We start from the raw sequence: 18,614 nt of genomic DNA, 5'->3' as shown, positions 1-18,614 counted from the left end.
TGGTCGCAAGGCCACAATGGGAGGATCGCACATCCGGGTCGATCCGTGAATTTTACGGGTATCGATCCGGTGACGGATCGGGCAAGCACAGGCTGGCATGTCAACGCCAGATCCTCACCGTTTTCAGCAGCTTGAAACCACGCTGCGGGCTTTCGCCTGCCGCCGGACGGATGTCTTCCTGTTACCGGCCTATGCCGCCGGCTTTGCCCTGCTGCACTGGATCGCGCGGCCCTGGGGCGGGGAGGGCTTCTTCTCGCTGTGGTATCCGGCGGCGGGCTTGCGCTTTGCCGTCTTGTGGCGTTGGGGCCCCCGGCTGACGCCATGGCTTATGGCCGTAGAACTGGCGGTGGATGCGTTGACAGGGCTGGTCGATCTGGCCGGGCCGGATGCATGGCACGATGCTCTGGGTGTGATGCGTCCGGCGCTGACCTGTGGCCTTGTTCTCACCGTGTTGCAGAGGCTGGCGGTGCGGCGTGGCGCGCCCAACCTTCTGCCGCCGATGATCTTCGGTCTGGCGGCTGTCGGCGCCCCGATCCTCAACGCCTTGCTGGTTCAGCCGATCCAGCTGATCCTGCCGCGCACGCAGCCGACCTTCGGTCAGGGCATCGATCTCGTCATCGCGCTGAGCAGTCTGGTGGTGGGGGATCTGCTGGGCATTCTGGTGCTGGCCCCCGTGCTGCTGTTTCTGGATGAGGTGATCCAGCGCAAAGTCGGCCTGACGCTGCCGCGCCTCAAGCCGCTGGCCTTGCTGGAAGGCGGCGGGGCTCTGGCGGTCAGCACGCTGGTGGCATGGTTTCTGTGGCGCGCGGGCATGGGCGTGCAGCCGGCCCCGGGGCTGCTGGCGGGCGCATGGATCGGGCTGCGTTTCGGGCGGCGGGGCGCATGGCTGGCGATCTTCGTGCAGGTGGTGATGCTGCTGCCCTATTCCGCGCAGGCGGTGACCTATACGCAACGTCTGGGCCTGCATCTCGGGCTGGCCTCCACCGTTGTGGTGACATGGCTGGCGGGCAGCTATTGCGATGCGCAGATCTGGGCGCAGGCCAGTCTCGATCGGCGCAACCGCATGCTCTTTCAGGCCGAGCGGCTCAAGACCTTGCGGGCGATGTCGGTCGCGGTGATCCATGAGATCAGCCAGCCGCTCTCCACGCTGGCGATCGAGGCGCGGCATCTGAATGAGAGCTGCGGCGATGCCCCCGCCGAAATCGCGGCGAGCGCGGCGCTGGTCGATCGCAAGGCGCGGGAACTGTCCGATATGGTGCGGCGTCTGCGCCGCTTTGGCGGCCGCGATGTAGATGAACCCTCCCCCGTGCAGGTGGCTCTGCTGGTGCAGACCGCCCGCCAGATCGTGGCGCCCGAACTGCGCGCGATGGGGGCCTGGCTTGGCACCGATCCGGTGGCGGAGGACATCTTTGTGCAGGCGCAGGAGGTTGAGCTGACTCAGGCGCTGGTCAATCTGTTGCGCAATGCCATGGCAGCCCATGCGCAGGTGGCTCAGGCCGAGACCGACATGCGGCTCGATGTGCATGTCGAGGGCGGCGAGGTCTGCCTCGAAATCGTGAACGCCGCCACGGCCAGCGGCGCGGGTGGCGATGGCAGCGGTCGTGGGGGCATGGGTGTGGGGCTCGCCATCGCGCGGACCATCGTCGAGGCCCATGGCGGCAGGCTGTCACGCAGGGACGCCCCCGGGCAGGTGCGCTTCCTTCTTTTCCTGCCCATCGTCGGAGCCAGTGCATGACCATCCAGCCCTCTTCCTGCGTGGCCGTGCTTGATGACGATGCCGATTTCGCGGCGGCGGTGGCGCGATTGCTGGTGCGGCAGGGTTTCGAGGCCAGCTTCTTCACGAAGCCCGCCGCCCTGCTGGGCGAGATGATGGCCAGAAGGTTCAGCTGTGTCGTCAGCGATATCCAGATGGCCGAAACCGATGGCTTCACCTTGGCCGAGCATCTGCGCGCCCGTGACCCCGGCGTGGCACTGGTGTTCATGACCGCCTGGCCCACCACCGCCCATGCCGTGGATGCGGTGCGCCGCCATGGCGGGCTGGACTATCTGGAAAAGCCGCTGGATGAGGCGCGCCTGATTGCTGCCGTGCGCGAGGGGCTGGCATGGTCGGCACGCAAGTGGCAGGTCGAGCAGGCCACCGGCGCCTTCACCCGCCGCGAGCGCGAGGTGTTCGATTGGCTGGTCAAGGGGCACAGCAACAAGGAGATCGCCGAGTTGCTGGGGATTTCCGTGCGGACGGTCGAGGATCATCGCGCCGCGATTGTTGCCAAGACCCGTGCCAATGGCCTGGCCCAGCTTGTCGCGCTCAGCCGCGGTGAGGGTTGAGACGGGCCAGGGGCCGCAGGGCATGACCGCGCGATGACTTGGGGGTAAGACCAAGAGGTCGGGTTCGTGGCGTGATCTTTGATCTTCCATGAGATGAGTGTGTGTTGAAGAGGCCCGATCCGTTCGGCTTGGGCTATGATGACTTGCTCTTCCGGGATCGTGTTCTTGAGAATGCTCTTTCCGGGGTAGAGGATCTACGCATGCGTGGTGCTGCGTTGCCTGCCATGATCGCGATATGGGCTCTGCCGATCATGATGACATTCATGGGATCAACTGTGTCCTGCCGATGCTTTGCAGGGACCATGGACGGGGGCGGGAACGGTTCACCGGGCAGCGTGGGCAGGCGGCCTGCTGAGGATCATGTCATCGCGCGTTGCCGCTGGCCAAGACTTCCATCACAAGGCCAAGAGGAAGTAAGTCTGCCGCTATACCGTTTGTCACAGTGTCGATGATAACAGACTTCAGTAACATTTTGGGGCTATGAGCCGGTTTCTCCGGTGTCAGGTGCAGATAAAATCATGGCAACAATTCTGGCGGAAGCGCTGCTTTGACCTGTTGGGCAGAGGTGGTTCAAGTCTGGCGGAAGGGTTGCAAGTTTTCAAGAACAGTCAATATGTTAACCGGGTCGAGAGCATCGGGTCGGTTACAGGAATTTGAAAGATGGATGGCTTTGATGAACGATCGTTCAGAAGCTTTCCGACGGATCGCACCGCGAGAAAAATGACTTCCGGCACGGAAGTCTTCGAGTTTATTTGACGAAAGGGAACCAGACGCGTAGTCCTCGGTTCCCTGACGAGAAGAGGGACAATCATGGCCGATAACAATACCGAGAACGTCGCAAGCCTGATCGAGCTGGCCGGTGAAATCACCATCGCCTGGCTGCAGAACCCCAATGTGAACCCTGGGGCGCAGGACGTGCATTCCTTCCTGAAGGATATGCATGCGGCGATCACCGAGCTCAACACGGACAAGGCGCCCGAAGCCGAAGTCGTGACCTATGAACCGGCGGTTTCGCCCCGTGCTTCGGTGAAGCATGACCATCTTGTCAGCCTGATCGACGGCAAGAAGTACAAGACGCTCAAGCGTCATCTTGCGCTGCATGGTCTGACGCCTGCCGAATACCGTGAGCGCTATGGCCTGAAGCCGGATTATCCGATGGTCGCCGCCGATTACGCCGCGCAGCGCCGCGATATCGCCCAGAAGCTGGGCCTTGGCCGCAAGCGCCCCGAAGCCGCTGCTGCACCCGCCGCCAAGGCCGCTGCCGCGCCCAAGGCTGCCGTCGCCAAGGCTGCTGCGCCCAAGGCCGCAAAGGCCGCCGCCCCCAAGGCTGAGAAGGCTCCGGCTGCTGCCGCCAAGCCGAAGCAGGCTGCTGCCAAGCCCAAGACGGAAGCCGTCGCCAAGGCTGTGACCCCCGCCACCGAGGCGGCTCCTGCCAAGACGCCCGCTGCCGAGGCCAAGCCCGCTGCCGCGCCCAAGGCTGCCGCCGCCGCCAAGCCGCGCCGTATGGCCCGCGATCCCAAGGCTGAGGTTGCGGTTGCCGCCGTGACGGCTCCCGCCAAGGCTGCGGTCAAGGCTGAACCGAAGCCCAAGGCCGAGCCCAAGGCGAAGGCTGCCCCCAAGGTGAAGGCTGACGCCGCGCCCAAGACCACGGCCAAGGCTGAACCCAAGGCGAAGGCTGCCGCCAAGCCCAAGGCTGAGGCCAAGCCCGCTGACGCCAAGGCTGCTGCGGCCAAGCCTGCGGCCGCCAAGCGCGCGCCTGCGAAGAAGAGCGCTGCGGCTCCGGCAGCTCCCGCTGCTCCGACTCCTGCGGCGACCACTCCCGCAGAGGGCTGAGGACAGTCTTCCTCATAGGAACGCCGCCCGCTCCTCACGGAACGGGCGGCGTTTTTATTGAGGGCCTTCGCCCCGCAAGCAAGGCTATATTGACCTTGCTCCCGGGGGTTGGCGCAGCACTTTACTTCTTTTGCGGGTGGGCCTTGTCATAGGCGTCCATCTGCTGCTGCAGAGCGGTGCAGGCCGGGCTGGCGAAGACCTTCTTCTGCGCCTCTTCGATCCCGCCGCCATTGGCGAATTGCTCGGCGATGCCCTGCATGTAGATGCCCAGACCGAAAAGGGCCTGCGGCAATTCATTGGGCTGAGGCTGGTTTTGCAGCAAGGTCTTGATCTGATCCAGCTTGCTGTCACGGTCACTCGCGAGTTGCGGCATGCCATTGTCATCGGGCTTGTCCGACACAGCCATGGCCTCATGATTGAGCGCGATCAGGCGACCACCATCAGCACTGTGCAGAAATTGCGCGAAAGCGGCGAATTGCTTGCGCTCATCGGGGCTGAGGCTCTGCAGCTTGCTCATCAGCGGGGTGATAAAGACGCCGTCGCCCAGAACCTTGCGCATTTCATCCGTGCAGCCGGGCAGGGCCGGAGCCGCGGCCTTGACCTCTGGCGGGATGCTGCTGTCCATCATCTTGACCATGGTGGCCTGAAGGGCGCGGCTCAACTGATATTCGTCGGAGATATATTGCTGAAACAGCGGATCGGCGGTGAAATTGTCAGGGCTGACCACGGCGACGGGCTGGGCGGTGGCAGCATTGGCGAAAAGCACCGAGAGCAGCACGCCCTTGAGACATTTCATAAGGTAAAGATCCTTCAGCACGGGGGGCAGACTCGTCCGGAACGGCAAGAGCCTGTTTTGCATGCGTCCTATGCAGCATATGTCGGGCGGCAAGTACAGCGTGGGGCGGGTGTAGTTTTCGATATCCGATCTTGAAGATGGAGCGGGATGCTGATGGCTTTATGATGTGACCTTGCCATATTGGCGACAAGGCTTGACCAAGAGAGGGGCGGGATTTCACCTTTGCGCTGCTCTGTCCCGCCAGCGATACTACCGGCTGGAAGCCGGTGGCCGCCAGATTGAAGCCCTGCCTGAATGGGCAAGGCGAGGACGTGCAAGCCGCATGCCCCCGAAGGAGGCTGGTAAACTCCCCCGTTCGGGGCATGTTTGTTTTACAGGATTTTATAGACTGCCCTCATGGTTTCAGGGGCAGACAATCCGGCGCATCTGGCCATGGCGGCGCTTTGTCGGCTGATCATGCTGCTGGCGGTCACGGCAATCCTTCTGCGCTGCCGCCGCATGAACCACGCCGCCCGGCAGAGCGAGCGCCGCTATCGTCTCCTCTTCGATTCCCTGACGATCGCGATCTGGGAGCATGATTTCTCTCCCATCGTTGCGCAACTGGCGCGGCTGCGCGAAGAGGGTATCAGCGATATCAGGCGCCATATAGAGACCCATCCCGACATCGTGATTGCCATGCGCAAGCTGGTGCGGATCACCGATGTGAATGCCACGGCGCTCACCATGATGGGCTTCGAGCGCAAGGAGGATTTCTTCGATTATCTTGGCGACTTCCTGCCCGAGGGTGACAAAAGCTTTGCCGAATGCATCATCGCCATCGATGAGCGCCGCCCGCTGTTCCATACCGAAGCGGTGGTCATCCCGCGCGATGGGGCGCCCCGGCAGATCACCATCAGCTTTGGGCTGGGCCCTCAGGCCTCGCTTGATCGGGTGCCGGGCAGCATTCTCGACATCTCGCGCAGCAAGGCGCTGGAAGGGCAGATCCAGCACGCCCGTGAGGAGCTGGCCGAGGTGCAGCGCACCGGCGCGCTGGCGGCGATGTCCGCCTCGATCGCGCATGAGCTGAACCAGCCGATGGCGGTGATCCATAATTACGCCAATGCCGCGCAGCGCTGGCTGGCGCGCGTGCCGCCCGATCTTGAGGAGGTGCAGCAGGCGCTGCAGGGCTTGACCCGGGGCGTGGACCATGCGCGTCTGGTGATGCAGCGCGTGCGCTCGCTGATCGGCGAGGCGCGGATCGATCGGGCCGAGATCGATCTTGCCGATGTCCTTGCCGGCACCGTCACCCTGATGGGGCGCGAGGCCGCCGAGAGCCAGACCCGCCTGACTCTTTTCTCGTCGCCAGCCGAGCCGGTGATGGTGCTGGGCGATGCCATTCTGTTGAAGCAGGTCTTTGCCAATCTGATCCTCAACGCCATTCAGGCGATGGAGAGCACGGCACCGGGTCGCCGGATTGTCACTCTGGCGCTGGATGCAAGGGATGGGCAAGCGACGGTCAGCGTTTGCGATCAAGGGCCGGGCTGGGCCGATCCGGGCACACAGCAGGACTTCGACAGCTTCTTCACCACCAAGAAGAACGGCATGGGGCTGGGCCTGTCGATCAGCCGCACGGTGGTCGAACGCCATGATGGCACCATGCGGCGGAGCCGCGCACCGGGAGGCGGAGCGAGGGTCGATGTCACCCTGCCGCTGGCGGTCAATGTCGTGGCGATCCCTTGCGCAGCAGCGCCGGGCCTGATCCCCGTCTGAGTGCTGTCACACTATTTATCGCGAGGTGTGCTTTGCCGGGGCGCGCCGACCGGGGATCGACCGATGCCGTCCTCGCCTGCCTCGCGCTCATGGCCGGGGTTGTCACGCTCATCGGCCTCGCCGGAGATACGCATGACCTTTTCGACCTTGTCCAGCGGATCCTGAACGCCGGCGCGCTGATGCTGTGCCATGATGCTGTCCTTTTCCATGCCTGTGCACAGAAGGAAGGGCCGGGCGAAAGGGAAGGTTCCCCCGATATCCGGCACCGCAGGCATCAGACCTGCATCAGAGCCATCAAAAACCAGGATCGATGCCCCCGCGCGAGGCTGACAAAAAAGGGATTGCAAAGGGTGTTGGCCCTTTGCCCGCCGGAGGCATGACTTCCACCTTATCGCCCATCGAACACCAACAAAGCCACCCCCTGTCGTGGCAGACGCAGGCTGACCGGCGCCCCCGGCGCAACACTGACAGCCTCCCCCTGAAGCTGCGAGGCCTTTTCCAGCAGAGCATACTGGTTTTGGTCCGGCGACTGGGGCGATCCCATGGCCTGCCATGCGGCAAAGGCATTGGCGTGGGTCTTGTCGACACGCCACAGGGTGGCGGTGCCGGGCGAGGCCTTCAGGCCCTTCAGGCTGATGCTGATCTGCGCATCGGGCCCGGCCACATCGTCATCGTGATAATGCCAGAGCAACAGCGCCAGATGCCCGTCGGCAGTGCGGGTGGCGATGGAGCCGACATCGGCCTCGCCCTGCACGCCTCTGGCCATGACCTCTTCCAGCGGCAGTTGCGCATCGCTGGTGGAGGCCAGTTGCGTGGTGCCCAGCTTGGCGAAAAGGCGGAACACGTTCAGGACCGGAAGATCGATGCCATTGGTGGCCAACTGGCGATAGCCGGCGAACCATGGTTGATCCTCGAACTCGAAGGACCATGAAACCGCACCCTCCAGATGGATATGGCGCCGGGCGGCCAGATCCCACAGGCGGGCAAAGCTGGCGGCGGTGTAGCTGGAATACATCGTGCCGTTGCGATAGGCGTTCTGAGGGCCGGGGCAGGCGGCGCAGCCCTCCGGATCACTCTCCCCGATCACCACCGGCTTGCCCGCCAGAGACGGGACCGACAGCACCTTGGCAAAGCCGCGATCAGCCTCCTGCAGGTGGGTGGCGATCCCCATGCGGACATGCCCATCGACAAAGCCGGGCCGGCCCTTGGCGTGGAAGGAGAGGAAATCGGTGGGCGTGCCGGTTTGGCCGGTGGCGTAATTGGTGCCCGAGGAGACATGCTTGAGAAAGCCGTCCATAAAGGCCCCGCCCGATCCCGCCACATCCGGCCCGCCCACGCGCGCCCTGGGCAAGGCGCGGCGGATGGCGGCGATGGCGTAATCATGCAGCTTGTAGAAATCCTCGGCGCTGCCCTGCCAGTAGAAGGGGGAGTTGGGCTCGTTCCACACCTCGAAATACCAGCTTTCGACCTCGGCGCGGCCATAGCGTTCGATGTTGTGACGCGTCCATTGATAGACCAGCTCGCCCCATTTGGCGTAATCCTTGGGCGGATAGGTCCAGCCGGTGGCGATCAGGCGATAGTCGAAGCCGGGGCGCCAGCTGTGCTGATAGGGCGTGCCCGGCGGCGCGCTGGACAAAGCCTCTGGCATAAAGCCGATCTGGAGATAGGGCCGGATGCCGCGCGCGCGATAGGTGTCGATGATGTGATCGACGATGGTCCAGTCATAGACCGGCTTGCCATCGGGCCCCTCGCGATAGGCATTGGTGCTGCCCCATTTGAAGGCGGCGGTCCCATCGCCGCTGCTCAGCAGATTGTGAGCGCGGAAATAGACCTCGCCCGGCTTCAACTCGCCCAGTTCGAGCAGCAGTTTGCGCCCGTCCTTCATGGTGGCGTAATTGGGCTCATCCGCGCCGAAGAAGCGCCAGACGGGGGGCAGTGTGCCCTTGGTCTGCCCGGCGTCCACGCTGATGGAAACGGGGCGCGGGGCCTCCTGCGCCTGAAGCGCAGAGGGCAGGGCGGTGAGCAGCGACAGGGCGGCAAGCACGCGAAGCGGTGTCATCGGGCATCCTCTCAAGATGGCGAACATGCTTTTGCAGCGCATGCTATCGCGCGGGAAACGCGCGGAGGCCAGAGGGAGCCGGATTTTACTGCCCTGTTTTCAGCACTCCGCTGGCTTCGGCCCCGGCCACCAGCTTCGCGGCATCGTCGGGCAGCAGCCAGCCTTCCTTCACGCGCCGGTCCGCCACGGCCTTCACCCGGGCCACGAAACCGGCATGCGAGCCATAGCGTTCCTCCAGCGAGAGACGCGGATCGCCCTTGGCCAGCCTGTCGGCTTTGGTGGCGGCAAAGGGGATAAAGCCGCCCGCAAAGCCGCAATCCGTGCCCGCGCCATAGCCTTTGGCCAGCACATTCCAGCCCAGATAGGTGCCCAGCGGCACCAGATGCTGCACCGATGGCACGCCGCCGCCCAGCTCATTGCCATCGGCATCGACGCGCGGCACCAGCGAGGGGATCGCGCGGCGGATTTTGGGCGGCTGCTGCGTGATCACGCCCGAGAGGTCGGGATAGTCGAAACCGGGGCCGTAATCGTAATCCAGCAGGCCATTGATCTTGCCATCGGGCACGGGCGCGCCGGGGATCCTGGGCCAATGCATCGCGGCGGCGGTGGGCGCCACCAGATCGCCCTTGGCCAGCGTGGGATACTGGCTGGGCGGCGGCGCGCGCCCGGTGCTGACCCAGTCGACAAGTCGCTTCAGCAAGGCGCGCATGGTGGGCAGCGAGGGGTTGGGATTGCTGGCCAGCACGCAGACCGGTGCGCCGGGCCATGGCTTGTCGCCATCGAGCGAGATGCCGCCGGTGATCGACCCGCCATGCGTCACGCCCGGGAAGTAATAGCGGCGCACATTCGGCGCGATGGGGACATCGGCTCTGGCATCCGTCCCCACCAGCGCGGGCGAGAGGCGCAGGCCCCACAATTCGGTCGAGCCGAAGGTCTCCATGATCTTCGGGCAGGTGCCGGTGGCCGTGCAGCGGTCGAGCAGGCTGTGGGTGCCGCGTCCGCGCGTGGTGTCATTGTAGCGCGTCCACCACAGCGTGCCCTCGCTGCCGGGCTCGAAGAGGGTGGCGGCGCCTCCCGGCACGGCGAAGCGCAGGTTGAGCGGCACCTGCCGCGCGGCGATGTTGGGGTTGGCGCCATCAAAGACGCGGGTGCCCGCTTCATCACGGTTGAAGCCCAGATTGATGAAGCTCTTGACGAAATTGCCCGATTGCGAGGTGCCGCTCACCACGCTCCAGCGCACTTGGCCCGCCAGAGGGTTGGGCGTGCCCTCATCATCGGCTTTGGCGTGGCGCAGAAAGCTCACCAGATCGCGCGTGGCGGCAAAGCCGATGCCCAGCACCAGCGGATCGCGCGCCGTATAGGCCAGCGTATAGGCCTGCGTGGCATCGAAACCGCCCTTCAGGCAGATGCGCGCCGGATCGGGCGTGCCGGGGAACGGCGCGCTGCGACAATCGGCGAAGGCCCATTGGTCGGCGGGGATGGGTTCCAGCGCGGCGTCATCGCTGCTCTGGTGGTAGAGGTGGGCATGGGCGGTATCCAGATCCACCGGCAAGGGCCGCGCCACCGGGCGACCGATGCCGCCCGTCAGGCCCCATGTGCTGCCGGACAGATCGGTGACGCGGGCCAGCGCCATGCCGGTCAGCCCCCTGGCGACCGGGACTTGGGCGCTCTGCACGCCGGGCGCCGGGGTGAGATCGCCTTGCCAGCCGCTGATGACGCGGATATGGCCGTCCTCATCGGGGCCGACCTTGCCGTTGCCGCGGTTGGGCACATCGTAGAACAGCATGCCGCTGCCGCGCTCCAGCGGGCGGGCGATGGCGAAGGTGGCGCTGTAGCTTACACGGCCTTTCGCATTGCGCGGGGCATGGGCGATATCGGTGATGATGGCATCGCGCGCGGGGCTGAGATCGCCATCAAACGTGCCGGTGATGATCTCATAGGGACGCTCGCCCGGTTTGACCGGGGCCGGGGTGCGGCTCTCGATATGGATCGCGGTGACGCGGCCCTGCGCGCCCGAGGCCAGCGCCAGCAGCGCGCCGCCCAGCAGGAAGATCTTACGCATCGCCCATCTCCATATCCAGCAGTTGCGCGCCCAGCGTCTTGCCATGGGCATCGAGCGCCAGCGACCGCGTGACCCCGCCTGACAGCGCGCCATGCAGCACGAAATTCACCGCCCCCAGATTGGGCAGCACATGGCGCTCGATCCTTCGGGGCTTCAGCATGGCGAGGTGATCGGCCACGCGCTGGGCCGTCAGGGCGCGTTCCAGCAGGGGGAAGTGATCGGCTTCGCGCGCGAAGACGCAGATCTGGGATGTGTCGCCCTTGTCGCCGGTGCGGGCATGGGCGATGTCGCGCAGGCGCATCAGCTCACCTCATGGAGGATGGAGGGGGAAACCGCGTCACGCCCGATCAGCACCGAGGCGACGGCGACGACCTCACGCAGCGAGGTGGTCACCCCGCCCCCGCCCGAGGGGCCGTTAAGATAAAGCGCCTCCACCTCCGCGCCGATTTCGGCGGCGGTGGCGGCGTCAGGTGCGCGGGCGGCGACGCGGGCGCGCACCTCGGCGGGATCTCCCATCTGCGCGGTGACATTGGCGGAGTTCACGCCGATCAGATCGTAGCGGATATCCTCAACCGGCAGGCCCAGCATGGCGATGCGTTCCTTCACGATCTCCAGCGCCAGCTGCCCGCGCGCCACCGCGCCCGGTCCGGCATAGGTGATCTGCCCCTCACCGATAAAGCCGTCGCGATAGCCGACCGAGACCTTCAGCTTTTCGGGCCGGGGATGGCCCTGCGCGCCGGACACCGCGATGCGATCGGGGCCGAGTTCGGTCAGGCTCAGGCTGGTGAAATCGGCCACCACATCGGCCTGCAGATAACGCGCGGGATCGAGGATTTCATACATCGCCTGCTCACGCGCGCTGGCCAGAGACAGCCGCCCGCCCGAGCCCGCCACCTTGGTCAGCACGGCATCGCCATCCTCGGAGACCTCGGCCAGAGGGAAACCGAGGCGTGCCAGATCGGGCACATCCTTCACACCCGGATCGGCGAAGTAACCGCCCGTCAGTTGCCCGGCGCATTCCAGCAGATGGCCCACCACCGTGCCGCGCGCCAACCTTGTCCAGTCATCCTCTGCCCAACCGAAAGCATGGATCATGGGCCCCAGAAACAGCGCCGGATCGCAGACGCGCCCGGTAAAGATCACCTGAGCGCCCTCATCCAGCGCGCGGGCGATGGGAAAGGCGCCCAGATAGGCATTGGCGGAAATGGGGTTCAGATCGGCCAGCGCGCCGTCACGGTCGATCAGCGGATGATCCTGACCGCTGATGGCGCTTAAAACATTATCGCCCAGCACGGCGGCCATGCGGATGCCTTTCAGGCCCAGTTCGCGCGCCACGCCCAACGCCGCCTGCATCGCAGCCAAAGGATTGGCGGCCCCCATGTTCGAGACGATCCGCACCCCGCGCTCCATGGCCGGGCGCAGCACCGCGCGCATCCGCTTTTCCAGCCTTGGATCATAGCCCGCAGCCGGATCGCGCTGCCGCGCCAGCTGGGCCAGAGCAATGGTCCGCTCGGCCAGGCATTCGAAGCACAGATAGTCGAGATCGCCCTTCTCGATCAGTTCCACCGCCGGTTCGATGCGATCTCCGGCAAAACCGGCTCCGGCACCAATGAGAATGCGTGTCATGCGGTTGCTCTCACTTATAATCCGATCAGGCCGAGGGCCAGCGCCGCCAGCGTCATCACCAGCGTGGCGGCAAACAGCCATGGGAAGGCGAAGCGCTGATGCGCACCCAGCTCGATGCGGCTGAGGCCTGCGACAAGGAAGGTGGCGGGCGTCAGCGGGCTGACGGGAAAGCCGACGGTGTGCATGCCCAGCAGCGCGGCCTGCGCCACCTGCACCGGCGCCACGCCGAAATGCCCGGCCACCTGCGCCACCACCGGCAGCACGCCGAAATAGAAGCTGTCGGGATCGAACAGCATGCTCAGCGGCATGCCGGTCAGGGCCACCAGCAGCGGAATGCGTCCGCCCATGCCCGGGGGCACCAGAGCGACGCTGGACTGCGCCAGAGCGTGGATGAGCCCCGCGCCATTCATGATGCCGGTGAAGGCCCCGGCGGCGAAGAGGATGCCGGCCATCATCATGGCGGGGCGGGCATGCGCCTCGATGCGGGCGCGCTGGTCTTCGGCGCGTGGGTAGTTGATCGCCAGCACCAGCGCGGTGGCGACCATGAAGACCACGGCAGGCTCGGCCTTGCCGGTGACCATCAGCGCGATAACTGCCAGTGTGATTGCCAGATTGAGCCAGAACAGGCGCGGGCGGTGCAGCGGATCGGGGGCCTGCAGATCGGCGGTAAACGGCTCGATGTCAGGGGTGATGGTCGGCAGGGCGGCAAGGCGCTTTTCCTCGCGCCGCCCCATCCACCATGCTGCGCCGAAAACGAAGATCAGGCCCACGATCTGCACCGGCAGCATGGGCGCGAAAATCTGTGCCGTGGGGATATGCAGTGCCGCGCTGGCGCGCAAGGTCGGCCCCGTCCACGGCAGGAAGTTGACGCCCGCCGCCAGCGAGGCGCAACAGGCCAGAATGCGCCGGTCCATGCCCAGCTGGTCATAGAGCGGCAGCATGGCGGGCACGGTGATGAGGAAACACACCGCTCCCGATCCGTCGAGATGGATCAGCAGCGCGAGCAGCGAGGTGCCCACCGTGATACGCGAGGGGCGCCGCCCCACCAGCTTCAGCACGCCGTTCACCAAGGGCGCCAGCAGGCCCGCATCGCTGACCACGCCGAAAAACAGGATGGCAAAGACGAACATGCCTGCCACGGGCGCGATCTTCGTCACCCCCGCGATGATCCAGCCCGGCACGCCTGCGCCTTGGCCCAGCAGCAGAGCACCCGCCACCGGGATCAGGATCATCGCCGCCAGAGGTGACAGTCGGTTGGTGAGGATCACCGCCAGCATCACGCCAACGATGGCCAATGCGCCCAGCGCCAGAACAGTGGGTGCCAGCATGCTCAGGCCTCCCCGGCGGAGAGGGCCGCCATCATGTTCTGCGCGGCGGGTGACAGGCTGCGGCCCGAAAGATGGGCGATGCCGATCAGCCGCTCCGATTGCGGATCGTCCAGCCTATGCCATGCCAGATCATGCGCGCCCACCATCGGGCGGCAGGACAGCGGCAGAGCGCTGATCCCCAGACCTGCCGCGATAAAGGCCCCCAGCGTGGCAGGCTGGGTGCATTCATAGAGCGGGCGCGGGGCAAGGCCGGCGCGGGCAAAGGCCGCATCGGTGATCTGGCGCACGCTGCTGGAGGGGGCCATGGCGATAAAGGGGCTTTGCGTGAAGCTGTCCCAATTGGGTTGCGGCGGCGCTTCTCCGGCGCGGCAGACTAGCGCGCAGGGGTCTGAGAACAGGGGCAGGAAGGTGAAATCCTCTTCCGTGTCCTCAGGCGGGGTCATCACGGCCAGATCGATCAGCCTTTCGCGCAAATGTTGGTAGATGGTGCCCGCCAGCCCCTCGCGCACGGTCACATCCACCCCCGGCCACTGATCGCGAAAGCGGCTGAGAACTTGCGGCAGGTCGCCCACCGCATAGGAAGGCAGCACGCCCAGCACCACCCGCCCGCGCTGGCCGGACAGCGTCTGGCCCAGCTGATCGAAGGCCTCGTCGAAATCGGCGATCAGGCGTTCGGTGAGGCGCAGCAGATCCTCGCCCGCCGGGGTCAGCGAGACATGGCGGCGGTTGCGGTCGAACAGGCGGCCGCCAAGGTCTTCCTCCAGCAGGCGGATCGTGCGCGAGAGGGCCGGTTGCGAGACGCAGCTCATCTCCGCCGCGCGGCTGAAATTGACGGTCTGGGCCAGCATGCGGAACTGGCGCAAGACGGAAAGGCTGGGAGTGCGGGGCATACGGAACCTGTGCGCCAGAGGAAGCCGACCATCGGGCCGGAGGAAAGGCGCATGGTGGCGAGGCGCAGGCGCGGCGTCCAGCAGGCAGATGCCCTTTGGAGATGCCGATGCCATGGCCTCGCCAGCCAACATCAGAACTTGGCCGAAACGCGGGCGTACATCTGCCGCCCGAACGGATCGGCGATCGAGGGCAGGTAGCCGTTGTAAAGCGCGGCGCCCGGAGCCTTGTCGAAGATGTTGATCATCCCCAGCGTCAGGTCATAGCGGTTGCCCTTGCCGAAATTCAGGCTGTATTGCGCATCGAACACCGAGAAGGATGCCACTTTCGCCGTCACATTGGGCAACACCGTGCCGGTGCCGCTGGTGTTCAGATTCTGCCCGTAATCATCCTTGACGCCCGAGGTGTAGCGCCATGTCAGCGAGAGCGTGTGGCGGCCATAGCTGGCATCCACCCCGGCCACGCTGCGCCAGCGCGGCGCGGCGGACGATGACGTGGGCGACTGGTTGAAGGCATTGCGATAGCCCACGCCGTTGTAGACCACCGATCCCGTCACATTGCCGCTGCCATCGCGCAGCAGCACGCCGGTGTCGACATCATAGGTCAGCAGCCAGGTCAGCGTGTCACGCAGGGTCAGCTTCACCGGCCCGGCATCGAAGCCATATTGCCCCTGCAGGTCGAGACCCGCCGTCTTGGTGCCGCTGGGCGCGTTGAAGCTGGAGACCAGCACCGATTGCAGCGCCCCGGTCAGCGGATCGCGCACCACCGCGCTGCCGTTGGGCGCGGTGTTGACCACCTGCTGTGGGTTCTGTGTCGAGATCTGGTTGTTAAACTGATAGTTCCAGTAATCGAGCGAGATCCGCGCCCGCCGCGTCGGCACAAAGGTGGCGCCGATGTTGTAGACGGTGGAGGACTGCGGCTTCAGATTGGGGTTGCCATAGGTCTGGATCGTGCGGAAGCTGGTGGTGCCGTCGACCGGATCGGTGACATTGACCACATTGGTGCCGATCAGCGAGGCCGAGCCATTGGCCAAGGTCGGCGCCTGAAACGCCTTGCTGTAGGAACCACGCAGCGAGAACCACGCTATCGGGCGGAAATTCACCGCCACCTTGGGCACCAGCTTGCTGTAGCCGCCCGCATCCTCGTAACGCGCGGCGGCGTTGAGGGTCAGGCTGTCGATGGGTTCGTAATTGGCTTCGGCAAAGACGCTCTTCACCTCACGCGCGAAGCTGGTGTTGAGATGCTTGCCAAGGAAGCCGCCATAGCCCGAGAGCAGCAGGTCCGAATAGGTGGTGGTGGAGGTTTCGCGGCGGTATTGCGCGCCCACGGCCACGGCGATCTCATGGCCATTGATGCTGGCAAGCGGGCCGTTGGCGACAGCCTCTGCGATGTAATACTGGCGCTTGTAATCGGTGAAGACGTCGCTCTGCAGATTGTAGATCAGCGAGGGGTTCATCTGCGCCAGATTGGCCTGCAAGGGGCTGTAATAGAGGCAGCTGCCTTGCCCCGCCACCGCGCCGCTGGCGCCGCCAAGGAAATTGGTGTTGCAGTTGGGCCCGCCGTAACCGCGCAGCGCGGCCTGGAACAGGTTCATATCGGTGTCACGGTCACGGGCGATGGTCTGCGAGGCCGAATAGGTCAGCGTCGCCAGATACTTCCAGCGGCCGATCAGGCTGCCGCGCCCGCCCAGCACATAATGCTGCTGGTTCACCGTATCGCGCATCACGCGATAGTCATAACCGCCCGGAAAACCCTGAGCGCCAATGGCGCGGCCATAGAACAGCACATCCACGCCGAAGGGGTTGTAGGGGTTGGAGGCGGGCATCGTCGCATTGCCCGCGTTCTGGGCATAGGAGGGCACGCCGAAACGCTCTGAATCCTGATGGTAATAGCTGATTTCCGAGAAGATCGTGTTGGCGTCGTTGATCTCGAAGGTGCTGTCATCGTGGATGTTGATGCTGCGCGCGCGGGGGCGGATCGGGTTCTTGGGCTGGAAATTGTAGAGGCAGTTGCCAAGGCCGAAGGTCGCATTGCCCGTGGGCGCATAGACGCTGTTGGTGCCTGAAGCGCCGCAATTGGGGTCCACCACCTTGAGCGTGCCATTGGCCGCCTTGTTGGCATCGTAAAGCGCGGTGTAGTCATTGCCGCCGATCACGACATGGCCGCCGGTGGAGGTCAGCGGGCGGCCCGTCAGCAGATAGCTGCCCGGATAGCCGCTGGCGGTGTTGTTGACGAAGTTGGTGACCGCGCGGTCCGAATTCTGCAGATTGTCCTGAAAGCGGTACGAGGCCGAGAGCACGGTGTGGAACCTGTCACTGCCCAGACCCAGCATGGCCTGCACATTCCAGGCTGGCGACTTGTCGATACTGGTGAACTGGGCCGAGGTCTTGAACCCCTTGAACTTGGTATCGGTCAGCACGTTGAACACGCCCGCCACCGCGTCCGCGCCATAGGTGGAGGACGCGCCATCCAGCAGCACCTCCACGCGCTGGATGGCGATATCGGGCGTCAGGCTGTTGAGGTTGACGTAATCGTCGCCCGCCTGAGGCGTGACGCGGCGCCCGTTCAGCAGCACCAGCGTCGATCCCGAGCCAAGACCGCGCAGATTGGCCGAACGCGTGTCACGCGAATCCGCACCGCCCTTGGAGAGGTCCTGCAAACCGCCCGTGCTGCCGACATTCTGCGGGATAAACCGCGTGAGATCGCCGATGGACGACGAACCAGTGCGCTCGATGGCGGCATTGTCCACCGCCAGAATGGGCGAGGCGCGGTTCTCCTGCCGGATGTTGCCGAGATAGGAGCCGGTGACCACGATGTCCTGCGGCTTGGGCTCGCTGGCCTGCGCCTGATCGGCGGCAGGCGTGGCCTGCGCGCAGGCCTGCCCCTGCAGTCCCGCGAGGCCGATGGTCAGCGCCGTGCCTGCCATCAGCCAGTGTTTTGCTCCGTATACCCCCGTCATGCGCACCTCCTCCAGACCATTGGCGGAGAGATGCCCTTTCGGAACGCACCCATACGTTCCGAGCCGGATTGTTCCCCCTCTCCACCTTGGTGGTTTTCTTGTCTGGCGGCGTGATGGCGCGTGGCAGAGATCAAGTGAAATACAATTGGCCTATGCTCTTATAACCCGGGTTGATAAGTGAGGCAGGGCCTTCACCTTGCAGGCTTTTCCGCCATGGCGCCTGGCGTTCGGCGATCTCGCCCGTTCATCGATCTATCCGAAAACGCATAGCGGGAAGCAACATTTCGCCAATTCCATGCACGGCTGTGCCCCGCTAGGAGAGGGCTCAGACACCCCACCGCCCTCCATCCCGCTTCCCGACATGGCCAGCCGCCCCCGCATCGCGAGGGTGAGAGCGCGCCATTGCGTCTGCCTTTCAAGGAGCGTCCATGCCCCGCTATTCCGCTGTCGCCATCCTGCTGCACTGGCTGATCGCCGCCCTGATCCTCACCAATCTGGCGCTGGGCTGGTGGATGCAGACGCTTGAAGGGCTGGCCCAGTTCGAGAAGTATCAGCTCCACAAGAGCATCGGCATTCTGGTTCTGCTGCTCAGCGTGTTGCGGCTGGCCTGGCGCCTGACGCATCAGGCCCCGCCCTATCCCGAAACGATGAAACCATGGGAAAAGCTGGCGGCATCATCGGTGCATTGGCTGCTCTATGCCATCATGATCGGCATGCCGCTGACCGGCTGGCTGCTGGTTTCGACCAGCGCTTTCAAACTGCCCACCTTGCTGTTCCACACCGTGCCCTGGCCGCATCTGCCGGTGCATGACTGGCCGGTGGACGCCCGCATGCAGGTCAACCACCTCTCCGAGGGCGCGCATAAGGCGCTGGCTTTTGGCACGGCTGGGCTGGTGGCGCTGCATATCGGCGCAGCGCTCAAGCATCAGATCGTCGCGCGTGACAAGGTTCTCTCCCGCATGCTGCCGCGCTTCGGCCGCGCCAACTGA

14 protein-coding genes are annotated in these 18,614 nt (G+C 64.9%); 5 read left to right on the top strand and 9 right to left on the bottom strand.

The annotated features are described in order from the left end of the window. Positions 1–97: 97 nt before the first annotated feature. From HGK27_RS22410 to HGK27_RS22400, 3 genes are all read left to right on the top strand, one after another. Complete coding sequence (locus HGK27_RS22410) at positions 98–1,735, top strand: ATP-binding protein (protein WP_206245126.1); 1,638 nt, start codon at positions 98–100, stop codon at positions 1,733–1,735. Further along, complete coding sequence (locus HGK27_RS22405) at positions 1,732–2,325, top strand: response regulator transcription factor (protein ID WP_206245125.1); 594 nt, start codon at positions 1,732–1,734, stop codon at positions 2,323–2,325. The genes HGK27_RS22410 and HGK27_RS22405 overlap by 4 nt, the downstream gene beginning before the upstream one ends. A gap of 810 nt (positions 2,326–3,135) precedes the next feature. Then, positions 3,136–4,158 carry a MucR family transcriptional regulator gene (locus HGK27_RS22400; RefSeq protein WP_206245124.1) on the top strand — a complete coding sequence of 341 codons (1,023 nt, stop codon included), beginning with the start codon at positions 3,136–3,138 and terminating at the stop codon, positions 4,156–4,158. Positions 4,159–4,279: 121 nt separating this feature from the next. On the opposite strand, the gene HGK27_RS22395 is transcribed toward HGK27_RS22400, so the two are convergent. Continuing rightward, positions 4,280–4,954 carry a hypothetical protein gene (locus HGK27_RS22395; RefSeq protein WP_206245123.1) on the bottom strand — a complete coding sequence of 225 codons (675 nt, stop codon included), beginning with the start codon at positions 4,952–4,954 and terminating at the stop codon, positions 4,280–4,282. Between the two features lie 396 nt (positions 4,955–5,350). On the opposite strand from HGK27_RS22395, the gene HGK27_RS22390 reads away from it, so the two are divergent. Then, positions 5,351–6,703 (top strand): sensor histidine kinase, encoded by a 1,353-nt coding sequence (locus tag HGK27_RS22390; RefSeq protein WP_206245122.1) that lies wholly within the window; start codon positions 5,351–5,353, stop codon positions 6,701–6,703. Positions 6,704–6,714: 11 nt separating this feature from the next. Here HGK27_RS22390 and HGK27_RS22385 read toward each other — a convergent pair whose 3' ends face one another. From HGK27_RS22385 to HGK27_RS22350, 8 genes are all read right to left on the bottom strand, one after another. Next, positions 6,715–6,894 (bottom strand): hypothetical protein, encoded by a 180-nt coding sequence (locus tag HGK27_RS22385; RefSeq protein WP_206245121.1) that lies wholly within the window; start codon positions 6,892–6,894, stop codon positions 6,715–6,717. A 197-nt stretch (positions 6,895–7,091) separates the two neighbouring features. Next, on the bottom strand, positions 7,092–8,762 hold the full coding sequence (locus HGK27_RS22380) for a GH39 family glycosyl hydrolase (protein WP_206245120.1): 1,671 nt from the start codon (positions 8,760–8,762) through the stop codon (positions 7,092–7,094). Positions 8,763–8,847: 85 nt separating this feature from the next. Continuing rightward, entirely contained in the window at positions 8,848–10,824 is a 1,977-nt protein-coding gene (locus HGK27_RS22375; RefSeq protein WP_206245119.1) for an alpha/beta hydrolase domain-containing protein, read from the bottom strand. Further along, complete coding sequence (locus HGK27_RS22370; protein WP_206245118.1) at positions 10,817–11,125, bottom strand: AtuA-related protein; 309 nt, start codon at positions 11,123–11,125, stop codon at positions 10,817–10,819. The genes HGK27_RS22375 and HGK27_RS22370 overlap by 8 nt, the downstream gene beginning before the upstream one ends. After that, positions 11,125–12,450 (bottom strand): acyclic terpene utilization AtuA family protein, encoded by a 1,326-nt coding sequence (locus tag HGK27_RS22365; protein WP_206245117.1) that lies wholly within the window; start codon positions 12,448–12,450, stop codon positions 11,125–11,127. Before HGK27_RS22365 ends, HGK27_RS22370 begins: the two co-directional genes overlap by 1 nt. A gap of 14 nt (positions 12,451–12,464) precedes the next feature. Then, positions 12,465–13,778 carry a CitMHS family transporter gene (locus tag HGK27_RS22360; protein ID WP_206245116.1) on the bottom strand — a complete coding sequence of 438 codons (1,314 nt, stop codon included), beginning with the start codon at positions 13,776–13,778 and terminating at the stop codon, positions 12,465–12,467. Positions 13,779–13,780: 2 nt separating this feature from the next. Then, positions 13,781–14,668, bottom strand: a complete 888-nt coding sequence (locus HGK27_RS22355) for a LysR family transcriptional regulator (RefSeq protein ID WP_206245115.1) — start codon at positions 14,666–14,668, stop codon at positions 13,781–13,783. Positions 14,669–14,799: 131 nt separating this feature from the next. Continuing rightward, positions 14,800–17,625, bottom strand: a complete 2,826-nt coding sequence (locus HGK27_RS22350; RefSeq protein ID WP_206245114.1) for a TonB-dependent receptor plug domain-containing protein — start codon at positions 17,623–17,625, stop codon at positions 14,800–14,802. A 428-nt stretch (positions 17,626–18,053) separates the two neighbouring features. Between HGK27_RS22350 and HGK27_RS22345 the strand changes: the two genes are divergently transcribed. Continuing rightward, positions 18,054–18,614: a cytochrome b gene (locus HGK27_RS22345; RefSeq protein ID WP_206245113.1), complete on the top strand. Its 561-nt coding sequence runs from the start codon at positions 18,054–18,056 to the stop codon at positions 18,612–18,614.

Source organism: Novosphingobium terrae, assembly GCF_017163935.1.
In the GTDB taxonomy this organism is placed as follows: domain Bacteria; phylum Pseudomonadota; class Alphaproteobacteria; order Sphingomonadales; family Sphingomonadaceae; genus Novosphingobium; species Novosphingobium terrae.
Note: the sequence above shows the minus strand (reverse complement) of the source record. Positions and strands in the feature narration are given on the sequence as shown.